Source organism: Clostridium sp. DFI.1.208 (genome assembly GCF_024463855.1).
Classification (GTDB): Bacteria; Bacillota_I; Bacilli_A; order Erysipelotrichales; family Erysipelotrichaceae; genus Clostridium_AQ.
In genome coordinates, this window is sequence record NZ_JANGCA010000001.1 from 48,394 (window position 1) to 67,499 (window position 19,106).

The window sequence follows — 19,106 nt, forward strand, 5'->3', positions numbered from 1 at the left end:
GAAAGGAAACGTAATTATGAACAATAACAAAGGTTTTACGATTCTGGAAATGATGATTGTATTATCCATTATCGCACTCGTGTTTCTGCTGACACTCCCCAATATACAGCAGAAGGAAAAAATCATACGCAGCAAGGGCTGTGAGGCACTGATTGAGGTTGCCAATGCACAGATTCTCCTGTATGAGGTAGAGAATCTCAGCCCGCCCAAAAGCATGTCCGATCTAATCAGCAAGGGGTATCTGAAGGATACACAGCGTCGCTGTCCGAATGGAGATACCATTGAAATTAGCAATGGACAGGCCGCAGTGCGATAGCGGATTCACACTGGTGGAGATGATGATTGTCCTGCTTTTGCTCTCTGTGCTGCTGCTTGTGACACCGCTGGTGAAGCGGCAGCAGCGCATCCTGCTGCGTATGGATGTGCAGCAGATTCGCGAAATCTGTACGAAGGCGCAGGCACAGGCGGTAAAGGAGCATAAACGTATCCCTATAAAGATACAGGGCAGTAAAGTATATTGTGATCGCGAGGTGTATTCCCTGCAGACCTCTACCAGCTGTTCACCAATGAGCTTTCACTATACGCCACAGGGGACTATCTCAAAGGCCTTCACATTGAACTGCCGCAGTGCAGCCTCCTCCATTCAGCTGGTGGCTCAGCTGGGAAGCGGGCGTATGGATGTCCGATAAGCGTGGGTTTGTCCTGATGGAGGCGTTGTTTCTTTTACTGATACTGGGCATTCTGGCACTGCTTTGCCTGCAGTGCGCAGGGATTACACATACGATGAATGAGAAGGGGGAGGGGTATGACAATCATGCAGTGCAGGAAGTCTATCAGAAATAACAGCGGCTTCACGCTGGTGGAGATGCTGGTGGCCTTCAGCTGTGTTGCTGTTTCCTGTAGCTTGCTGATGCCACTGGTATCAACTTTGCAAAGGCTGCAAAGGCCTGTCTACTACACTGAAGACCGTCTTGCAATCTATCAGCTTCGCTTCCTGCTTGCACAAAGCAGTGAGCTGTCCCTGCAGGAGCAGACACTTTCCTTTACCTATCAGAAAAAGAAGCAGACGCTGGAATATGACCGCAGACGTCTGGTTCGTAGAAGCGGCTATGAAATCTTTCTGCAGGATGTGGATGCGCTGCAATTTCAAAAGAGAAGGGAATGCTATTATGTCACATGGGTACGAAAAGACAAACGTGAAGAAGCGCTGCTTACGTGTGAATGAGCAGGGCTTCATCAGCCTGTATGCTATGCTGCTGCTATTGATTTTCCTCTGCTTTGCCACCCTGCTTGTACAGCGTGTAGCAGCCTATGCAGCTGTACGTGGACTACGGGAGTCCTATGATCTTTTTGCAATTCACAGCTGCCGCAAGTATTTGCAGGAGGCTCATAAGCAGGATGCGGACACCGCCATAGAAACGGATCAAAGGGATGGGGAAACAGAGGAGCCACTAGATGACCAGCAGAAGGAAGAACCGCCGAAGGAATGGGAGGAGCTGTTTCAAAACACATATTTTCATTTCACAAGAGAGGAGGCATATATTGCCGTGTCCTATACGCAAAAAAATCATACCGTTCATATGCAGGTATACTTTGACCAAACAGATGGCACCATACAGGACGTTGTATATTTACAGCAGGGTGAACCACACTAGAAGAGAGGTGGTTACCATGCTGACAATCGGATTGAGCACCCTGCTGTTTCTGGCATTTGCAGGGCTTGGAAATCTGCTGCTGATTATGAATGAAACAGCCTATATGCTGGTTCCGCTGTATGCTGTGCTGCTGCTGTTTGGCAGACTGTTTTATCGCGAGGCAAACTGCAAGGCGCTGGAAGGAAAGGACTTTTTGCTGACACTGGTCATTGTCCTGCTGTTTCTTGGCTATTTTGAATGGCGTCAGGAGCTGTTTGATTTTACAATCTTCTGGTATTTGTATCTTACAACATTTTTATCCTTTATGCTGTATGCGGACAGTATCCGATTTAAAAGTCTGATGTGAAAAAATCAGACTTTTTTCATAAAAAATTTGACAAATGCGCCAAATCCTATAAAATAGAATAGGACATAAGAAAATATAAAGGAAAGGTGAATGTATTATGATCAGTTCCAATGATTTAAAACCTGGTATGACGATTCAGCAGGATGGAGAAATCTTCGTTGTGCTGGAACAGAGTCAGAATAAAACAGCTCGTTCCGCTATGGTGGTAAAGGCGAAAGTCAGAAACCTGAGAACGGGATCCAATGTAGAATTATCATGGGGCGGTGGAGACAAAATCACACCTGCGCACATTGAGAAGAAAGAAATGCAGTATCTGTATGATACAGATGATGCACTGGTATTCATGGATAATGAAACCTATGAGCAGATTGAGATTCCAAAGGATCGTCTGAAATGGGAAATGAACTTCATGAAGCCGAATGACAACGTTAATATTTCCATGTTTGAAAGTGAAATTCTCGGTGTTATCCTGCCGGATAAGGTAGCGCTGCAGATTGTGGAATGCGAGCCTGCTGTCAAGGGTGATACAGCTACTTCCGCAAGCAAGAACGCCACACTGGAATCCGGGCTGGAAATCAAGGTGCCGCTGTTCATCAATCAGGATGAAATGGTGCTGGTAAACACGTCCGATGGAAAATATTCCGGAAGAGCAAAAGACTAAAAAGCTGCCCATGCAGCTTTTCTTTTGCAAATCGTTTTCAAAAAGTATGATTTCTTAAGGATTATACGTATCCAAGAACCTTTATTTTTGTTATAATGATTGTTAGATTGGGAGGTAATCGGATGGAAAAGCTATCAAGAGTAAAAAAATATGCGGAATTGAGAAAATCCATTGAAACTGATAATAATATAGATAAAACTCTGCACACAGAGGAAAACGCTGCGCTGGAGCAGGAGGAAACCCTAAAGAAATTCGATTCATCCATCTTCAAGAAGGTGGATATCAAAGAGGATGAGGAATATACTCCGGTTCGGGAAAAGAAAGAACAGGAGCCGCTGGAGCAGCCGCCGGTAGATGATACCTTTACCAATGAATATCTGGATGATTTCATTAAGGAAGTAAGAGAATACAATATTCGCAAGGGAACCAGAGAAAGCGATAATACACAGGCTGATATTCTGTATCAGCTGAATGCGGCAAACCGTGTAAAAAGATCCCATTACATACAGGAAATTCAAGAGGAGCCACAGCCGGAGGAGACGAAGAAAACCATATTGAGCCGGGATGATATTGCCCTGCAGGTACAAAATCTGTTAAAGGAAGAGGAAGCTCCTTCCTTTGATTCAGATATGCGCTTTGCAAAGGAGCCAAAGGAAACACCTGCTGATCATGCTCAGGCGGAGGATGTTGTATATGAGGAACCGGTGGTGGAGGAAGCCCCTGTTGTGGAATCCTTTCAGCCACAGCCAGCTGCTGAGGAAGCTGTCGAGGAATATATCTCACAGCCGGAGCAAAAGCCCCAGCGTCCTGCTAAAAAAATCATTCAGCCAATCATGATGGAGGATGCGGTTGAGGATGAAGAAGAGGCGTCGGTGAAAAAGGATGCGCCGCAACAGGCGGTGCTGCATAAAAAGCTGCTGGAGGAAACACAGCAGCTGCGTGTACAAATGGATGAATATGAGGATGAGCTGACCGATCTTTCCGATGGTGTGGAGAAGACCAACAAGCTGTTGAATTTTGTATTGTGCTTTCTGATTCTGGTACTGCTGGTCATCATCGGCTTTATCGCTTACTCATTATGGAAGGCTGGAGGAATTTAGAGATGAAAATAAATATCGCTATTGACGGACCGAGTGCGGCCGGTAAAAGCACCATTGCCAAAATTCTGGCAAAGGAGCTGGGCTATTCGCATCTGGATACCGGTGCGATGTATCGCTGTGCGGCGCTTGCTTCTAAGCGGCGCGGTATCGACCCAAACGATGAAGCTGCTCTGGCAGCCATGCTGGATGAAATGAAGATTAGCTTTGATCCGGCAGGGAATGTCTATATCAATGACGAGGATGTATCCAAACAGATTCGTGTAAATGAAATATCCATGCTTACCAGCAGTATTTCTGCGCATCCTAAGGTAAGAGAGCGCCTGGTGGAGCTCCAGCAGCAGATCGCACGTGAAAAAGGCTTCATCATGGATGGCCGTGATATCGGCACGGTTGTTTTGCCGGATGCAGAACTGAAGGTCTACATGGTTGCCAGTGTCAAGGCTAGGGCGGATCGCAGATATAAGGAATATCTGGAAAAGCATGTAGAGGCGGATTATGACGAAATCTACCATGATATTGAACAGCGTGATTATCAGGACATGAACCGCAAATCCTCGCCACTGCGTAAGGCGGAGGATGCAATCGAAATTGATACGTCAAATATGACGATCGATGAGGTTGTCAAAGAAATACGCAGGAATATTCCTACCCTTTCATGATAGGAGGTGAATTCAGCGCAAGCTGAAGTCAATATATGATAAATGGAATTGTAGCCATCGTTGGTCGTCCGAATGTCGGTAAATCAACGATTTTTAACCGAATTATCGGTGAACGTAAAAGCATTGTAGAGGATACACCAGGAGTAACCAGGGATCGTATCTATGGAAAAGCGGAATGGCTGACCAGAGAATTCCGGGTGATCGACACTGGAGGTATTCAGCTGGCAGACCAGGATTTCCAGACGGAAATCAACATGCAGGTGGAAATCGCTATCGATGAGGCTGACTGCATTGTATTTGTTGTAAGTGGCAAGGATGGTCTGACACATGATGATGAATATGTCGCAAGACTGCTGCACAGAACAAAAAAACCGGTCATTCTGGCTGTCAACAAGGTGGATGATTTTGCACAGAATGATGCGATCTATGAGTTTTACAGTCTGGGACTTGGAGATCCGCTCGCCGTATCCGGTGCACATGGTATCGGGATCGGTGATGTGCTGGATGCGGTTATCCATGCGTTACCGGAAAAAGAGAAAAACGAATATGACGGCATGACAAAATTCTGTGTTATCGGTCGTCCAAACGTAGGAAAAAGCTCCCTTGTCAATGCAATTTTAAATCAGGAGCGTGTTATTGTTTCCAATATCGAGGGCACCACCAGAGATGCCATTGATACACCGTTCAAACGGGAAGGCAAGGAATATGTTGTAATTGACACTGCCGGAATCCGAAAGCGCGGCAAGGTATATGAAAACATTGAAAAATATTCTGTTTTGCGTGCCATGAGCGCCATTGAGCGTAGTGATGTCGTACTTGTTGTCATCGATGGGGAAAAAGGTATCCGTGATCAGGATAAGCACGTTGCCGGATATGCCCATGAGGCAGGTAAGGGTGTTATCATCGTATACAACAAATGGGATGCTGTAGAGAAGGACGAGCAGACCATGCATACGATTGAAAAGGAAATTCGTGCACAGTTTCTGTATTTATCCTATGCACCGATTCTGTTTGTTTCCGCATTGAAAAAGCAGCGGATCCACACGATTCTGCCAGTCATTGACGAGGTTCATGATTATTCCGTTCTGCGAATTCAAACCAATGTACTGAATGAGGTCATTATGGATGCGCAGCTGATGACACCGCCGCCAACCCACAAGGGACAGCGGCTGAAGATTTACTATGCATCTCAGGTATCGGTAGCTCCGCCGACCTTTGTTCTGTTTGTCAACGATCCGGAGCTGCTGCATTTCAGCTATAAGCGCTATCTGGAAAACAGATTGCGGGAGGCATTCGGCTTTAGCGGTACCACACTAAGAATACTTGCCAGAGAAAGAAACAGGTGATCATGTTGAAGACAGTTGTGATTGGAAGTGGAAGCTGGGGAACGGCGCTTGCACAGGTACTCGTCGACAATGCAAGAGAGGTTATCCTGTGGGGGAAGAATCCCAAAGAGATAGACGATATCAATCTGCGGCATCAAAACTCCCGCTTTTTCCCGGATGTGACGCTGCATGAAAAGCTGAAGGCGACATGTGATCTCAATATTGTTCGTGATGCAGATCTTCTTGTTTTATCCGTTCCAACCATCGCTGTCGAAGAGCTGTGTATAAAAATCGGAGCGCTTGTTGAAAAACCGGTAATCATCGTGAATACATCCAAGGGATTTCATCCGCAGACAAATGAACGCATGTCCAATGTCATCCGTCGCTTTATGCCAAAGGATAAGCTGAAAAGCGTCGTATCGCTGATTGGCCCCAGTCATGCAGAGGAGGTTGTCCTGCGCATGCTGACAACGATCTGTGCAGTATCCTTAAGTGAAGAGGATGCCTGTACTGTACAGGAGCTGTTTTCCAATGAATATCTGCGTGTTTATCGTGGGGATGATGAGGTTGGAAGTGAAATCGGGGTTGCATTGAAAAATGCCATCGCGGTTGCCAGCGGTGTGTTGAGCGGCGTTGGCTATGGGGATAATACCAAGGCTGCCCTGATTACGCGTGGGCTTGCGGAAATGATTCGCTATGGCGTCGCATTGGGCGGCAAAGCGGAAACCTTTATGGGATTGACCGGTATCGGTGATTTGATTGTGACCTGCACCAGTGTACATTCCCGAAATTTTCAGGCAGGCTATGAAATCGGAACGCATAACAGCGCCCGCTATTTCTGGGAGAACAATACCAAGACCGTGGAGGGGGTACGCACGGCCAAGGTAGTACACGAGGTAGCAAAGCTAAAGCAGATCGATATGCCGATTGTTGAAGAGATTTACCGGGTATTGTACGAGGATAAGAAACCACAGCAGTCCGCAAGGGATTTGATGCTGCGGGATTTAAAACATGAAATGAAATAATGATGCTGAAAAGGCGTCATTTTTTTGTGTTTTATGGATTTTAAGCGTGGGAATATGCTATAATAAAAAACGCTAGTCATCTACCTGTACTGGAGGAATCATCATGTAGATGAGAACTGCTTTATGCGAAAAAGGATACGAGAAGATCGTTTCACATAGAACTATAGGAGGAAGCTGTATGACGAATTATGTCAATGAAATACAAAGGCGGAGAACCTTCGCCATCATATCACACCCGGATGCCGGAAAAACAACGCTGACGGAGAAGCTGCTGCTGTATGGCGGGGCGATACTTTCTGCCGGAAGTGTAAAGGGAAAAAAAGCAAACAAGCATGCGGTCAGCGACTGGATGGAAATCGAAAAACAAAGAGGAATTTCCGTCACAAGCTCTGTGCTGCAGTTTGAATATAATGATTTCTGTATCAATATTCTGGATACCCCGGGTCACCAGGATTTCTCGGAGGATACCTATCGTACCCTGATGGCCGCAGATTCTGCCGTCATGGTGATCGATGCTTCCAAGGGTGTTGAGGCACAGACGAAAAAGCTGTTCAAGGTATGTCTGCTGCGCAAGATTCCGGTATTTACCTTTATCAACAAAATGGATCGTGCTGCTATGAACCCGTTTGAGCTGCTGGAGCATATCGAAAGCGAGCTGGGAATCGCGACTTATGCTATGAACTGGCCAATCGGTTCCGGAAAAGAATTCAAGGGCGTTTATGAACGTGATCATCATCGGATCATCGCCTTTCATGGAGGCGATCACGGACAGAAGGCTGCTGAGGTAAGCGAAGGTACGCTGGAGGATGAAACCTTTCGTTCGATACTGGGTGACCATTTCTTTGAACAGCTGCGTGAGGATAGTGAGCTGCTGGATATCGCCAGCACCGAATTTGATCAGGAGCTCATTTCAAGGGGCGAGCTGACGCCGGTATTCTTCGGTAGTGCACTGACGAACTTCGGTGTGGAACCATTCCTTTCTCATTTTCTGGATATGACAACCTCTCCGCTGCCAAGAGAGTCCTCACAGGGCGAAATTGATCCGATGGATGAGCGCTTTTCTGCCTTTGTCTTTAAGATTCAGGCAAACATGAACAAGGCACATCGTGACCGTATTGCTTTTATGCGTATCTGTTCCGGACGCTTTGAAAAGGGAATGGAGGTTATGCATATGCAGCAAAACCGTAAAATTAAGCTTTCACAGCCACAGCAGTTTATGGCACAGGATCGCGAAATTGTCGAAGAGGCATATGCGGGAGATGTGATCGGTGTATTCGATCCGGGAATTTTCTCCATAGGAGACACGCTGTGTGATCCCTCGATGAAGTTTGAATTCAAAAAGATACCTACCTTTGCTCCAGAGCATTTTGCCCGTGTTACGCAAAAGGATACTATGAAGAGAAAGCAATTTACTAAGGGAATTACGCAGATTGCACAGGAAGGTGCCATTCAGGTATTTCAGGAAATCAATATCGGAATGGAGGAAATCATCGTCGGAGGTGTCGGCGTGCTGCAGTTTGAGGTGCTGGAACAGCGCTTGAAAAGTGAATACAATGTGGATATCAAGCTTGAAATCCTGCCCTTCCAGTGCGTTCGCTGGATTGATGATCAGTCATTAGATCCAAATACGCTGAATCTTACCAGTGATTCCAAGCGTGTACGTGATTTAAAGGGTAGAAATCTGATTATCTTCATGAACAACTGGGGCATCAAGTGGGCACTGGAACAAAACAAGGGTCTGACACTGAGTGATGTGGGTACTGCCGAGTAAATACAAAATACATAATCAGCAAGCATTTACCTAACAGGAGGACTGCCGAAATCGATGGCTTCGGCTCTTCCTTTTTTTTGAAGTACCTTTTTCAGGGAATGCTGTATGGTATTGACAGAAACGGGTATCCTAACTGACAGTGAGGTGTAAGCTATATGCATGATGAAGATATCGTATGTACCTGTATGAGTGTCTCTGTTCGTGATATCAAAACAGCGATTGAGGCAGGGGCTTCCAGCTTTCAGGAGGTGCAGGATGCTACCGGAGCAGGAACCGTCTGCGGCGCCTGCAATGATGTCCTGGAAGGCGTTGTTGAGCAATTACTGAGAAACAGATGAAATCCGTCTGTTTTTCTTTTTCTTCTTTTGTCTGTTTAGGCATAAAGTGCTTCCATTCATCATAAGTTTAGAATGACTAAGGGAGGACAAACAATGAATACCACAGAGATTTTAAAGAATATAGCACAAAGATGCGGTGGCGATATATACTTAGGGATCGTGGGTCCTGTACGCGTCGGCAAATCAACCTTCATCAAGGAGTTTATGGAAAGAGCAGTAATTCCATATGTCAGTGATGAATTTGAAAAATCACGCATGATTGACGAACTGCCACAGGCAGGAGTTGGTAAAACGATTATGACCACCGAACCGAAATTTGTGCCGAATAATGCCGCAACAATCGAATTTGATGACGGGTTTACCGTGAATGTCCGTTTGGTGGACTGTGTAGGCTATGTCATTCCGGAAGCAAAGGGCTATAAGGATGAGGATGGAATCCGCATGGTACGCACCCCTTGGAATGATGAACCGGTACCATTCAATGAAGCTGCCAAGACCGGTACACAGAAGGTTATTCAGGATCATTCCACGATTGGCATTGTCGTGACGACGGATGGTACGATTTCCGATTTGTCACGAGAAGCCTATATTGAAGCCGAAGCAGAGGTCATTGATGAGCTCAAGGCGATTGGCAAACCGTTTATCGTCATTGTCAACAGTGCGGACGTGCATTCCCCGGCCTGCAAAGCTGTCGTTGACAAGCTTAAGGAAAAATATGAGGTGCCGGTGCTTGCAATCGCAGTAAATCATATGAGTGAGGAGGATGTTCATGATATCCTTCGGGAAGCACTGTATGAATTCCCGGTATCGGAAATCAATATCAATATGCCACAGTGGATTGCGGTATTAAGTGATGATCACTGGCTGAAGAAAAGCTTCCATGATACGATTCAGGAAAGCATGTCCAGTGTGGACCGTCTTCGCGAGGTGGAAAATATCACCGATGTGTTAAATGAAAATGAATATATCGACGGCAGCAATCTTGCCACCATTGATACAGGACAGGGAATTGTCAATGTAGACATCACAGTGAAGCCGGGGCTGTATAATGAAATTCTGAAGGAAATTATCGGCCACGAGATCAAGGATAAGGCGGAGCTGATTTCTCTGATGCAGGATTACAGCAAGGCGAAGCGGGAATATGATGCTGTAGAAAGCGCATTGAAAATGGTCAAGCAGACCGGATACGGCTTTGCGAGTGCCTCTTTGCAGGATATTCAGCTCAGTAAGCCGGAGGTTGTGAAGCAGGGAAGCCGCTATGGAGTTAAGCTGAAGGCAATCGCTCCAAGCATTCATATGATCAAGGTGGATGTGGAAAGCACCTTTGAGCCGATTATCGGCAGCAAGGAACAAAGTGAAGAGCTGATTCGTTATCTGCTGCGGGATGATGGAAATGATGATCAGAGCATCTGGGACAGCGATATCTTCGGGCGCAAGCTGTCGGATCTGATCCGGGACGGCCTCAATGCCAAGCTTTCTATGATACCGGAAGCAGCCAGAGCCAGGCTGCAGGACATTCTTACAAAACTTGTAAATAAGGGGAAAGGCAACGTGATTGCCATTGTTCTCTAGAAATATCGGCATTTGAAAACCGCAGAAACAATGGGTGTTTAAAACCATCTTTTTTTGAGAAAAATGTTGAAATATAAGCTTCCAGATGGTATCATATAGCTATGTTGGAGGTAATGAACATGAGTGAAATTTTAAATAAAAAAGCTTTAGTAGAAGTCGTTGCTGAGAAATTGGAAATGACAAAGAAAGATGCAACTGTAGCAGTAGAAACTGTTTTCGATGAAATTGCAAAGACTTTATCTGAAGGCGGAAAAGTTGATATCTCTGGTTTTGGAAAATTTGAAATCAGCGAACGTCCTGCACGTATGGGAATCAACCCTGCCACTAAGGAACCTCTTGAAATCGCCGCTTCAAAGGCGCCAAAATTCAAAGCTGCAAAAGCATTGAAGGAAGCAGTAAAATAGTAGGCTCAAAACGGATATCTGGGATCATTTACAGATATCCTTTTTTTCATATTCTCAAAGACAACGTATAAACGAAGCAGATTTCCTGCAACTTTATGCAAACTTGCTGATAATTCATATGCAGTTGTGATATAATAACTAACACATACATATAGAAAAGGAAGGATACCAATGTTTAATAACTCATATATGTCTCAGTATTTTCTGTATATTCTGGCGTTTGCAGTTGTGATGATTGCCCAGTCCCGCGTACAGGCTGCATATCACAAATATAAAGAAATTCCAAACGAACGCGGGCTGAGTGGCGAGGCTGTAGCCCGCAGAATTCTGGATATGAACAATCTTCAAAGCATCCGTGTTGAGGTAGCTAAGGGCGGCATGCTCTCTGATCATTACGATCCCGTTCATCATGTTGTGCGTCTGTCTCCCGATATCTTCTATAATGCCTCCATCGCCTCCCTCAGCGTCGCTGCACACGAGGTAGGGCATGCCATTCAGCACAAGGAGCATTATGGAGCAATCGGTTTGCGCAACCGTCTGCTGCCGATGGCAAACATCGCTTCTCAGCTTGGCTGGGTTGTGCTAGTGCTCGGCTTATTTCTTTTCGCCTCCACACCGGTTATTCTTTATGCCGGTATCGCCATGATTTGTGTCATCCTGCTGTTTCAGATTGTGACACTGCCGGTGGAATTCAATGCCAGCAGCCGCGCAGTGAAGCAGCTTGCCATGTATGGCATGATCAGTGAACATGAGCGCTACGACGTGAAAGGAATGCTTCGTGCAGCAGCGTTCACCTATGTGGCAGCAGTGCTCTCTACACTGGCACAAATCTTACGTATTCTACTCATGGTGCTAGGCAGAAGAGATGATGATTGAAAGAATCCCCTGGGGTTCTTTTTTTGTACTTTAGTTTGCATCTGAATACTTTCAAGCTTTGCAATACAAGAGAAGGCGTATGACAGACTTTTCATGACTGAGGCACAGGAGCGGACATTTGCGCATAACGCATCGTAAGGAATCAACAAATATAGCTGCACGTCGCATTGGCAATACGTCCTAGCTGGAAGCAGGCGCATATTTATATCTAGCATGCATGACGATGCTGTTTTTCGAGAAAAGCATGTGGTATAATTTAGCTAAGAAAATAGCGAATGAAAATAATAATCAGGCTTAGAAAGAGAGTCCGTCTATGGTGAAGAAATGCTTATTGATTGTGCTGATGCTGCTTTGTATGAGTGCCTGTACCAGCAAGGAGGAGAAACAGGAGCTGAATAGGGAAGAACAACAGGGGAAAGTGAATGCTCTTCTTTATATGAAGGATAAGTATGGCATCCAGCCCACGATTAAAAATATCCGTCTGGGATATGTTGATACATCACCGATTCCCAGCTTCAAACGCAAAACGGATGGGACAGCACAGGTTGAAATGATGTATCAGGGAAGAACGTTTACAGTAAAGGTATTCACAGATGAAAAAAACCAGGATGGAAGTGATGACTATCAGATACCTGATCTACAGGAGGCATACAGGCAAAGGCTTGCGGCACTGCTGAAGCTGGATACAGACCTATATATCTATACAATGGATTTTTCCTTTGTGGATGAGGATGGCTGGTATGAAGCTGATAATATGATTCCCAAGGAGAAATTGTATGAGGAAGGGAAGCTGGATGCATTTCTGACAAATGTTCAAGTCAGGGCACAGCTGTATACAATAAAGGAAAAGAAGCTGAAAACGCTCAAAGAACACCCGCAGCTGAAGAATATTGATTTTATCCTGTTGAACTTCAAATCAGAACAAGGAGCGAAGCATTATCTTCAGGCAGAGAATATATCCTACAGCAATCGCCTGGATACCATATACACCGATATTCAGAAGCAGTTTGCGGCAGATTTGAAGGATTCTGTCCTGCATACAAAGGGGGAGTACTATCATACAAGCGATACTCCACGCTATATTGGTAATATCCGGTATTATTCCTTCGATCGCAATGGTGTAGACACAGGAGATTCCATCAACCTTCGGAAGGAGAAAGTGAACCCTGCAGATTTTCAGGATATGAAAAAGAACTATAAAATTCATGCCTTCTCAGAAGCATTGACGATTGAAAAGAAAGCAGATTATACAGTCCTTTATATGCCGCAGGAGGATTTCATAACAGAGATCAAGCCCACCCAAAAGGATTCGCATGTGGTATTATGGCAAAGCTTCATCAATCGTAGAGGTGAGCGGGTAGCAAGTGAATTTTTTGATACCTCATCGACAAAAATCATGGATTATAGAGATGAGGAGGGTAACTTATATAAGAAAATTGTTCCCGCAGAGACATCTATTACATTGTGTTATGCAGAGGTCAGTGCAAAGAAAGCAGAGCAATAGCGAAAAGAATGGCAATATGTATCTTTCTATGATATGGTTAGGGTAGAGGAGAAACCATAGATTGTGAAAGGAGGAATTGCAATGGAGGCGGTTAAAACAAGGAATATGAGTGTATGTGGTGTACAGTGTGATGCTTGTGAACACTATCCAAACACCTGCTTGGGGTGTAAGGCTTTGAAAGGGAAGCCATACTGGCTGCAATATGTGGATGAAATGGATGCCTGTGATATTTATGAATGCTGCAAGCAACGCAAAAAGCTGAAGCATTGCGGACACTGCCATGAGCTGCCGTGTATTTTATATGAAGCTCAGGACCCAACAAAAAGTGAAGCGGATAACCAGAAGGATTTTCTCACACAAATGAAAAACCTTACCGAAGCACAGTAGGCTTTCATCCAAGAAGAAATCGTACTACAGAACATATCATTTAGGTATTCGTTAGTTAAAAGTGCCTGTATCCCTGCGTAATAAGGAATCTACAGACACTTTTTATTATTTTCTTAGCACTACTGGCTGTCTAGCTATAAGGTTATAGGGATACGCGTAAGGGTATTGGTGGTTAGGCGTTTGAAATTTAAAATTTAAAGAACTGGGCATCACTGCTTATTTCAGATGCGCATTCAAATCATCGATTTCTTTTCGGAAGCTATAGGAAACATACAGACGTATTGCGCCCAGAAGCAGAGCCATATTCAAAATTTGAGAAACAATCGCTTGCACATGGAGAGTATGCAGATGTCCGGCATTGCTCAAGACTAGATAAAGTCCTGTGAGTATGACAAATTCTGTTATGACGAAGCTTCGATATGTTTTGAACTCCATATATTCATTGATGAAGTAATCGGCAAGGATAAGAAGCATACATATTCCAAAATCCTTAAGCAGACTGGTAGCATCCAGAATGAGTGGTGTATTGTGAAATACAGCAGCACATGCATTGATCAGTAAGATTGCAGTGAAGCACATGCATCCATAGGGTACATAATTTTTTAAAAAGGTTTTCATATTCATCCTCCTATAATTTTTTTATCTGTTTTTTCAGATGCTCTACGTAATTTCTATTTACGAGTACTTTATCATCATTCTTCAGCAACAGCAGCAGCCGATGGTTTGCATATGATTGTACAGCCTTCAAATGCGCTGTATTTACAATCATATGCTTGCTTATCCTACAGAACGAGGTATGCTGTACAATATCCTCAATTTCACGAAGAGACATTTTGCATGACAGGGAATTCTTCTCCGTTATCAGATACGTGATTCCATCTACGGATTCAACATAGTAAATCGTCTCTATGGGAAGATAATATTCCCGATTGCTGTGATAAGCCTTTAAGGTGATGCTGTATTGCTTTATCAAATCGATCAATCCTTCTAAGCGTGGATGACATGCTGCTGTTTTGATGATGATTTCATCTTCTGCTATTGCGTCATCCTGAAGTATGGTAAGCTTCATTCTGTATTCCTCCTGTTGCTATCAGTATAAAGGGCGCGCAATATAAATGCAACGATATGCCGATAAGTTGCCCAAAGTGGTATACAAACTGCCAAATGCTTTATAAAGTACTCGTGATATGATTGATTTTGAATACATATGTATTTACAATTTACTTCGCATAATGTATATTATGTAATATTTTAAATCTAATAGAATCTGCTTATCCAATGAAATTAAAAAAGAGCAGCGAAGTCGTTGCTCCTATAATTGCCGAAATATCCTGTATTAGGTTATTCCTCAATAATCAAAGTTTCCTTTATTTCATTGGGGATGGTATCACGAACCGCCTGATAGGATTTGTTTAGAAAATACGTATAGATTGCAAGTGTTGCAGTGAGCAGCAGTAAGGCAACAGACAGAAAAGTCTTTAAAAGCTTTCTTCTGTTTAACCTCTTCATTATAATTTCTGTATCCTGCGCTTCAATATAGGAATAAACAACCGCTATCGGTGCTCCCCATTCCTCAACGATTTCCTTATAATCAGCATCCTCGATATTTTGCATAAAAGTATTTAAAAACACTTTTTCCTTTTTTGACCTATAGGGGAATAGCAATGCAATTTCCCGCTTGTATCTCTCTTTCCCTGCCATCGCTCTATGCTCCCTTCATAATCATGTCAATTGCCTGAATCCAGGCTGTATAACGCTCCTGCAGCTGAGTAAGCAAAGCTTCTCCTTTGGGCTCCAGCTTATAAATGATTTTTGTTCTGCGTCCTTCTTTGATTTCCATACCCGTTATGCACTGTTCATCTGACAGCTTATAGAGAATTGGATACAGGGTTCCCATCTTTATATCGATAATTCCTGCTGTCTGTTCCTTCAGAATGCCGGCAAGCTCATATCCATAACAGTTCCCTTGTTTCAATATCAGGAGAATCAGCATTTCCATTTTAAAAAAATTGTTTTCCTTAGCCATGACAGCATCCCCTCTTGTTCATTTATTATATATATTAGCAGCCTGCCATCCGTACCGTTTGTATTTTTGGATTTGTGTGGATCTGGCATTGTTTAGGCAGCTATATCGTTTGCATAGCATCTGCATGCAGACAATCCTTGCATGCCTCATTGTGAAAAGAGGTTGCATAACAACCTCCGTTTGAGTGATAATGGGACAAGTATTATCTCCTCGTATGCAATTATAACATTATATATTATGTTAATCAACTATTTTCTATAATATATGTATAGATTAAAATAATAGTTGGACGTATAAGAAAACCGACTCTTATAGCATATAAGAAATCGGTTTCGGACTACTGCACCTGAAGACGCTTTAGCATAGCTTCCTTTGCTTTCTGTTCCAGTGTATCATCCAATTTTTTTAAATCCTTCAGCTGAAATTCCGGGTGCTGTTTTTTCAGGCTCTTATAGATAACAAAATCAACGATTTCAGGGTTTTTTGGAAAAAGCGGACCATGCATATAGGTGCCAAGTACACTTCCGTTATAAAAGCCCTCCTGTCCACCGTCAAAGCTGTTTCCATAGCCACTGATGACTGAACCCAGCGGTGTTGCTACATTGCAGGTCTGTCCGCCGTGGTTTTCAAAGCCTACAGCAGTGACCTGTTGACCGTCCAGATTGCAGCGTATGGCGATATTGCCGATACAGCGTGTTCCATTGCTTCCGGTAGTTGTATAATAATCGAAAAATTTCAGACCCTCGATTTTTTCGTTGTCCGCACTGATATAATATTGTCCAAACAGCTGATAGCCGCCGCAGATCAATAAAACAAAGGTCCCCTGCTCCATCGCCTGCGCGATGTTTTCTCTTCTGGAAAGCAGATCGTCAATCAGCATCATCTGTTCCTTATCGGCACCACCTCCCAGAAACAGAAGGTCATAGGCACACAGGTCCTTTTGATCTCCAATGGATAAGGTGTCTATGGTAATGGAAATACCACGTTCCTCACAGCGCTTCTGTAAAACCATCATGTTTCCCTTATCACCATAGAGATCCATAATATCATGATACATCCAGCATACATTCAGCTCCATATTATGCGCCTCCTTTTTGTTCCTGCACACCCTGCGCGAGCAGCAGATTGCGCACCGGCTGTAAAGCGGTATAGGTTGCTATCACATACATCGTTTCCTTTGACTTCAGAAGTGCCGTTACTGCTTCCTTCATCTGCTCCTGAACCTCCAGCTCTCCTGTATAGCCGCCGTATTTTAAACGCAGTGCCATATCATAGCAGCGGCTTCCGGAAACAATCATGCGCTTTGTCGTCTGCTGCATAAGCTTTTCAAAAAAGGTATCATAAATCCAGGATACATCAGTTCCATCCTGTGCATTGTCATTCAAAATGATGAGGATGCTTTTTTCGTTTTCATCCTCTTCAATCACCTTCATGACCTCATTAGCACCGGTCGGGTTTTTCACCAGATTCAGCACACAGGTTTGCTCCTTATATGTAAATGCTTCATTTCGTCCATCCGGAACCTTGCTGCTTGTAAAGGCCGCTGCCGCATAGCTTGTATCCACAGCCAAAAGCTTTGCAACTGCCAGTACAGCCATGCAGTTATACATGGTATACAAACCGCCCTGTGGTGCGCTGAATGCTTTGCCTTCATAGCGGAAAATCCGCTTTGGAATGCTTTCCACCACGCCTGTTGCATCCAGCACCGGCGTCCGGTAATCACAGCCGCTGCAGTGAAATACACCGATATGAGAGTACTGATAGAATGCATACTCCAGTCTGCTTCCACAGCGCGGACAGAATTTTCCCTCACTTGCTTCCCCTGTTGTTTCGCTGCTGGAAGTGCAGCGCTCCATACCGAATGAAAGCATGGATGCTTTGGGTGCTGCATCCTGTAATCGCACTACGTTGGGATCATTTCCATTTAAAACAAGGGTTCCCTCAAAATCGGAAATCGCCTGTTCAATTTTAACAATCAGCTGCTCCATCTCCCGTGCACGATCGAGCTGATCGCGGAAAAAGTTTGTTACAACGAGCGCATCTGCTTTCAGATTTCGCATGATAAATGGAATGTTCAGCTCATCCACCTCCAAAACGATAGCATCCCCCTGCACCCGTTTACCAAGTGTTGTATGCATCAGCAAAGCCGTTGTGATACCCTCCTTCAGGTTGTCTCCCTTACGGTTGTTTACGACAGTGCGGCCCTCCTGCTCTAGCATAGCCGCTATCATATTGCTGGTTGAAGTCTTGCCGTTGGTTCCTGTCACCAGAATCAGCGGACAGTCGATGCGCAGCTTTTTCAGTATATCCGGGCACAGCTTCAGCCCAATCTGTCCCGGCAGCGAGCCGCCGCGATGAATCAGCTGCAGCATAGCACCGGCCAGTTTTGTTATCAGTATTGCAAACGTCGTCATAAATCAGCCTCCTATATATACCCCGCAGGGCAAATCGATCCATAGCATCTATCTATAGGATGTCCACTCCTGCATATGTTTAAAACACCTCTCTATTATACAGGAAAAATAGCTGTTTTGGTGAAGTTTTTCAATGGATGCACAAGAATTTTACAGGCATGCTGCAGGGGCTTGAAAAATGTTTTCAAATATCCTGCGCATTCTTGACTTGCATGAGGGGCTGACCTATAATAATATGGTAAGAAAAAAAGGCAGAATCTGCCCATTCTTGCGCTGAAGTTAAATTTAACTAGCAGGAGGAAAAGAACAAAATGAAAGAGTTAGAAATGCTGTACGAAGGTAAAGCAAAGAAAGTATTCGCAACGGAGAATCCGGATCAGGTCATCGTAGATTATAAGGATGATGCTACGGCATTCAACGGTCAGAAAAAAGGTACGATTCTCGGAAAAGGCGTTGTCAACAATAAAATGACAAACTTCCTGTTCAAAAAGCTGGAGGATAAAGGAATTCCAACACACCTGATTGAGGAACTGGACGATCGCAGAACGCTTGTTAAAAAGGTGGAAATTGTTCCTTTGGAGGTTATTATCCGTAACAAGGTTGCCGGAAGCTTCGCAAAGCGTATGGGATTGAAGGAAGGCATGGAGCTGAAATGTCCGATTCTGGAATTCAGCTATAAGGATGATGATTTAGGAGATCCAATGATCAATGATTACATGGCTCTTGCTGTCGGTATTTCCACACAGGAGGAAATCGATGAGATCACAAGGCTGGCTTTTGCTGTAAATGAAGAGCTGAAGAGCATCTTCGCAGCGGTTGATATTGAGCTGATTGACTTCAAGCTGGAGTTTGGTCGTTTTCAGGACGGTATCGTTTTAGCTGATGAAATTTCTCCGGATACCTGCCGCTTCTGGGATATTCATACGCATGATCACCTGGATAAGGATCGTTTCAGAAGAAATCTTGGCAATGTAGAGGACGCATATCAGGAAGTCTATAGAAGACTGGGAATTGAATAATCGAACAACACACGCATACATAGA

25 protein-coding genes are annotated in these 19,106 nt (G+C 44.2%); 19 read left to right on the plus strand and 6 right to left on the minus strand.

The annotated features are described in order from the left end of the window. Positions 1–16: 16 nt before the first annotated feature. The 18 genes from comGC (at position 17) to NE665_RS00355 (ending at position 13,623) form a co-directional block, all read left to right on the plus strand. Positions 17–316 (plus strand): competence type IV pilus major pilin ComGC, encoded by a 300-nt coding sequence (gene comGC, locus NE665_RS00270; protein ID WP_117441661.1) that lies wholly within the window; start codon positions 17–19, stop codon positions 314–316. Beyond that, positions 282–689, plus strand: a complete 408-nt coding sequence (gene comGD / locus NE665_RS00275; RefSeq protein ID WP_117441660.1) for a competence type IV pilus minor pilin ComGD — start codon at positions 282–284, stop codon at positions 687–689. Before comGC ends, comGD begins: the two co-directional genes overlap by 35 nt. Further along, positions 679–843, plus strand: a complete 165-nt coding sequence (locus NE665_RS00280; RefSeq protein ID WP_178759873.1) for a hypothetical protein — start codon at positions 679–681, stop codon at positions 841–843. Before comGD ends, NE665_RS00280 begins: the two co-directional genes overlap by 11 nt. Next, on the plus strand, positions 806–1,225 hold the full coding sequence (locus tag NE665_RS00285; protein ID WP_117441659.1) for a competence type IV pilus minor pilin ComGF: 420 nt from the start codon (positions 806–808) through the stop codon (positions 1,223–1,225). The genes NE665_RS00280 and NE665_RS00285 overlap by 38 nt, the downstream gene beginning before the upstream one ends. Further along, positions 1,170–1,655, plus strand: a complete 486-nt coding sequence (locus NE665_RS00290; RefSeq protein WP_117441658.1) for a hypothetical protein — start codon at positions 1,170–1,172, stop codon at positions 1,653–1,655. Before NE665_RS00285 ends, NE665_RS00290 begins: the two co-directional genes overlap by 56 nt. 16 nt (positions 1,656–1,671) lie before the next feature. Beyond that, positions 1,672–2,001: a hypothetical protein gene (locus NE665_RS00295; protein WP_117441657.1), complete on the plus strand. Its 330-nt coding sequence runs from the start codon at positions 1,672–1,674 to the stop codon at positions 1,999–2,001. Between the two features lie 97 nt (positions 2,002–2,098). Then, positions 2,099–2,662 carry an elongation factor P gene (gene efp, locus NE665_RS00300; protein WP_002609065.1) on the plus strand — a complete coding sequence of 188 codons (564 nt, stop codon included), beginning with the start codon at positions 2,099–2,101 and terminating at the stop codon, positions 2,660–2,662. 122 nt (positions 2,663–2,784) lie between these two features. Beyond that, entirely contained in the window at positions 2,785–3,762 is a 978-nt protein-coding gene (locus NE665_RS00305) for a hypothetical protein (RefSeq protein ID WP_117441656.1), read from the plus strand. A 2-nt stretch (positions 3,763–3,764) separates the two neighbouring features. Continuing rightward, positions 3,765–4,421, plus strand: coding sequence for a (d)CMP kinase (gene cmk / locus NE665_RS00310; protein ID WP_117441655.1), 657 nt, complete (start codon positions 3,765–3,767; stop codon positions 4,419–4,421). Positions 4,422–4,456: 35 nt separating this feature from the next. Further along, positions 4,457–5,767 (plus strand): ribosome biogenesis GTPase Der, encoded by a 1,311-nt coding sequence (gene der, locus NE665_RS00315; protein WP_117441654.1) that lies wholly within the window; start codon positions 4,457–4,459, stop codon positions 5,765–5,767. 2 nt (positions 5,768–5,769) lie between these two features. After that, complete coding sequence (locus NE665_RS00320; RefSeq protein ID WP_117441653.1) at positions 5,770–6,771, plus strand: NAD(P)H-dependent glycerol-3-phosphate dehydrogenase; 1,002 nt, start codon at positions 5,770–5,772, stop codon at positions 6,769–6,771. Between the two features lie 178 nt (positions 6,772–6,949). Further along, on the plus strand, positions 6,950–8,542 hold the full coding sequence (locus NE665_RS00325) for a peptide chain release factor 3 (RefSeq protein ID WP_117441652.1): 1,593 nt from the start codon (positions 6,950–6,952) through the stop codon (positions 8,540–8,542). A gap of 155 nt (positions 8,543–8,697) precedes the next feature. Then, positions 8,698–8,880: a (2Fe-2S)-binding protein gene (locus NE665_RS00330; protein ID WP_117441651.1), complete on the plus strand. Its 183-nt coding sequence runs from the start codon at positions 8,698–8,700 to the stop codon at positions 8,878–8,880. 93 nt (positions 8,881–8,973) lie between these two features. Then, positions 8,974–10,452 carry a stage IV sporulation protein A gene (spoIVA, locus tag NE665_RS00335; protein WP_117441650.1) on the plus strand — a complete coding sequence of 493 codons (1,479 nt, stop codon included), beginning with the start codon at positions 8,974–8,976 and terminating at the stop codon, positions 10,450–10,452. A gap of 119 nt (positions 10,453–10,571) precedes the next feature. Beyond that, positions 10,572–10,856, plus strand: coding sequence for an HU family DNA-binding protein (locus tag NE665_RS00340; RefSeq protein ID WP_002609057.1), 285 nt, complete (start codon positions 10,572–10,574; stop codon positions 10,854–10,856). Between the two features lie 171 nt (positions 10,857–11,027). Beyond that, on the plus strand, positions 11,028–11,732 hold the full coding sequence (locus NE665_RS00345) for a zinc metallopeptidase (protein WP_117441649.1): 705 nt from the start codon (positions 11,028–11,030) through the stop codon (positions 11,730–11,732). A 313-nt stretch (positions 11,733–12,045) separates the two neighbouring features. Next, positions 12,046–13,236, plus strand: coding sequence for a hypothetical protein (locus tag NE665_RS00350; protein WP_117441648.1), 1,191 nt, complete (start codon positions 12,046–12,048; stop codon positions 13,234–13,236). 81 nt (positions 13,237–13,317) lie between these two features. Next, the gene (locus NE665_RS00355; RefSeq protein WP_117441647.1) at positions 13,318–13,623 is read left to right on the plus strand and encodes a DUF3795 domain-containing protein; all 306 of its coding nucleotides are present in this window, start codon (positions 13,318–13,320) and stop codon (positions 13,621–13,623) included. A gap of 216 nt (positions 13,624–13,839) precedes the next feature. On the opposite strand, the gene NE665_RS00360 is transcribed toward NE665_RS00355, so the two are convergent. The 6 genes from NE665_RS00360 to NE665_RS00385 form a co-directional block, all read right to left on the minus strand. Continuing rightward, positions 13,840–14,241: a DUF3021 domain-containing protein gene (locus NE665_RS00360; protein ID WP_117441646.1), complete on the minus strand. Its 402-nt coding sequence runs from the start codon at positions 14,239–14,241 to the stop codon at positions 13,840–13,842. A 10-nt stretch (positions 14,242–14,251) separates the two neighbouring features. Continuing rightward, positions 14,252–14,692: a LytTR family DNA-binding domain-containing protein gene (locus NE665_RS00365; protein ID WP_117441645.1), complete on the minus strand. Its 441-nt coding sequence runs from the start codon at positions 14,690–14,692 to the stop codon at positions 14,252–14,254. Positions 14,693–14,964: 272 nt separating this feature from the next. Continuing rightward, positions 14,965–15,324 (minus strand): DUF6120 family protein, encoded by a 360-nt coding sequence (locus tag NE665_RS00370; RefSeq protein WP_117441644.1) that lies wholly within the window; start codon positions 15,322–15,324, stop codon positions 14,965–14,967. Between the two features lie 4 nt (positions 15,325–15,328). Beyond that, positions 15,329–15,649 (minus strand): PadR family transcriptional regulator, encoded by a 321-nt coding sequence (locus NE665_RS00375; protein WP_117441643.1) that lies wholly within the window; start codon positions 15,647–15,649, stop codon positions 15,329–15,331. Between the two features lie 337 nt (positions 15,650–15,986). Next, positions 15,987–16,727, minus strand: a complete 741-nt coding sequence (locus NE665_RS00380; protein WP_117441642.1) for a glutamine amidotransferase — start codon at positions 16,725–16,727, stop codon at positions 15,987–15,989. 1 nt (position 16,728) lies between these two features. Next, on the minus strand, positions 16,729–18,063 hold the full coding sequence (locus NE665_RS00385) for a Mur ligase family protein (protein WP_117441641.1): 1,335 nt from the start codon (positions 18,061–18,063) through the stop codon (positions 16,729–16,731). Positions 18,064–18,374: 311 nt separating this feature from the next. Between NE665_RS00385 and purC the strand changes: the two genes are divergently transcribed. Then, the gene (purC, locus tag NE665_RS00390) at positions 18,375–19,082 is read left to right on the plus strand and encodes a phosphoribosylaminoimidazolesuccinocarboxamide synthase (protein WP_117441640.1); all 708 of its coding nucleotides are present in this window, start codon (positions 18,375–18,377) and stop codon (positions 19,080–19,082) included. Positions 19,083–19,106 lie beyond the last annotated feature (24 nt).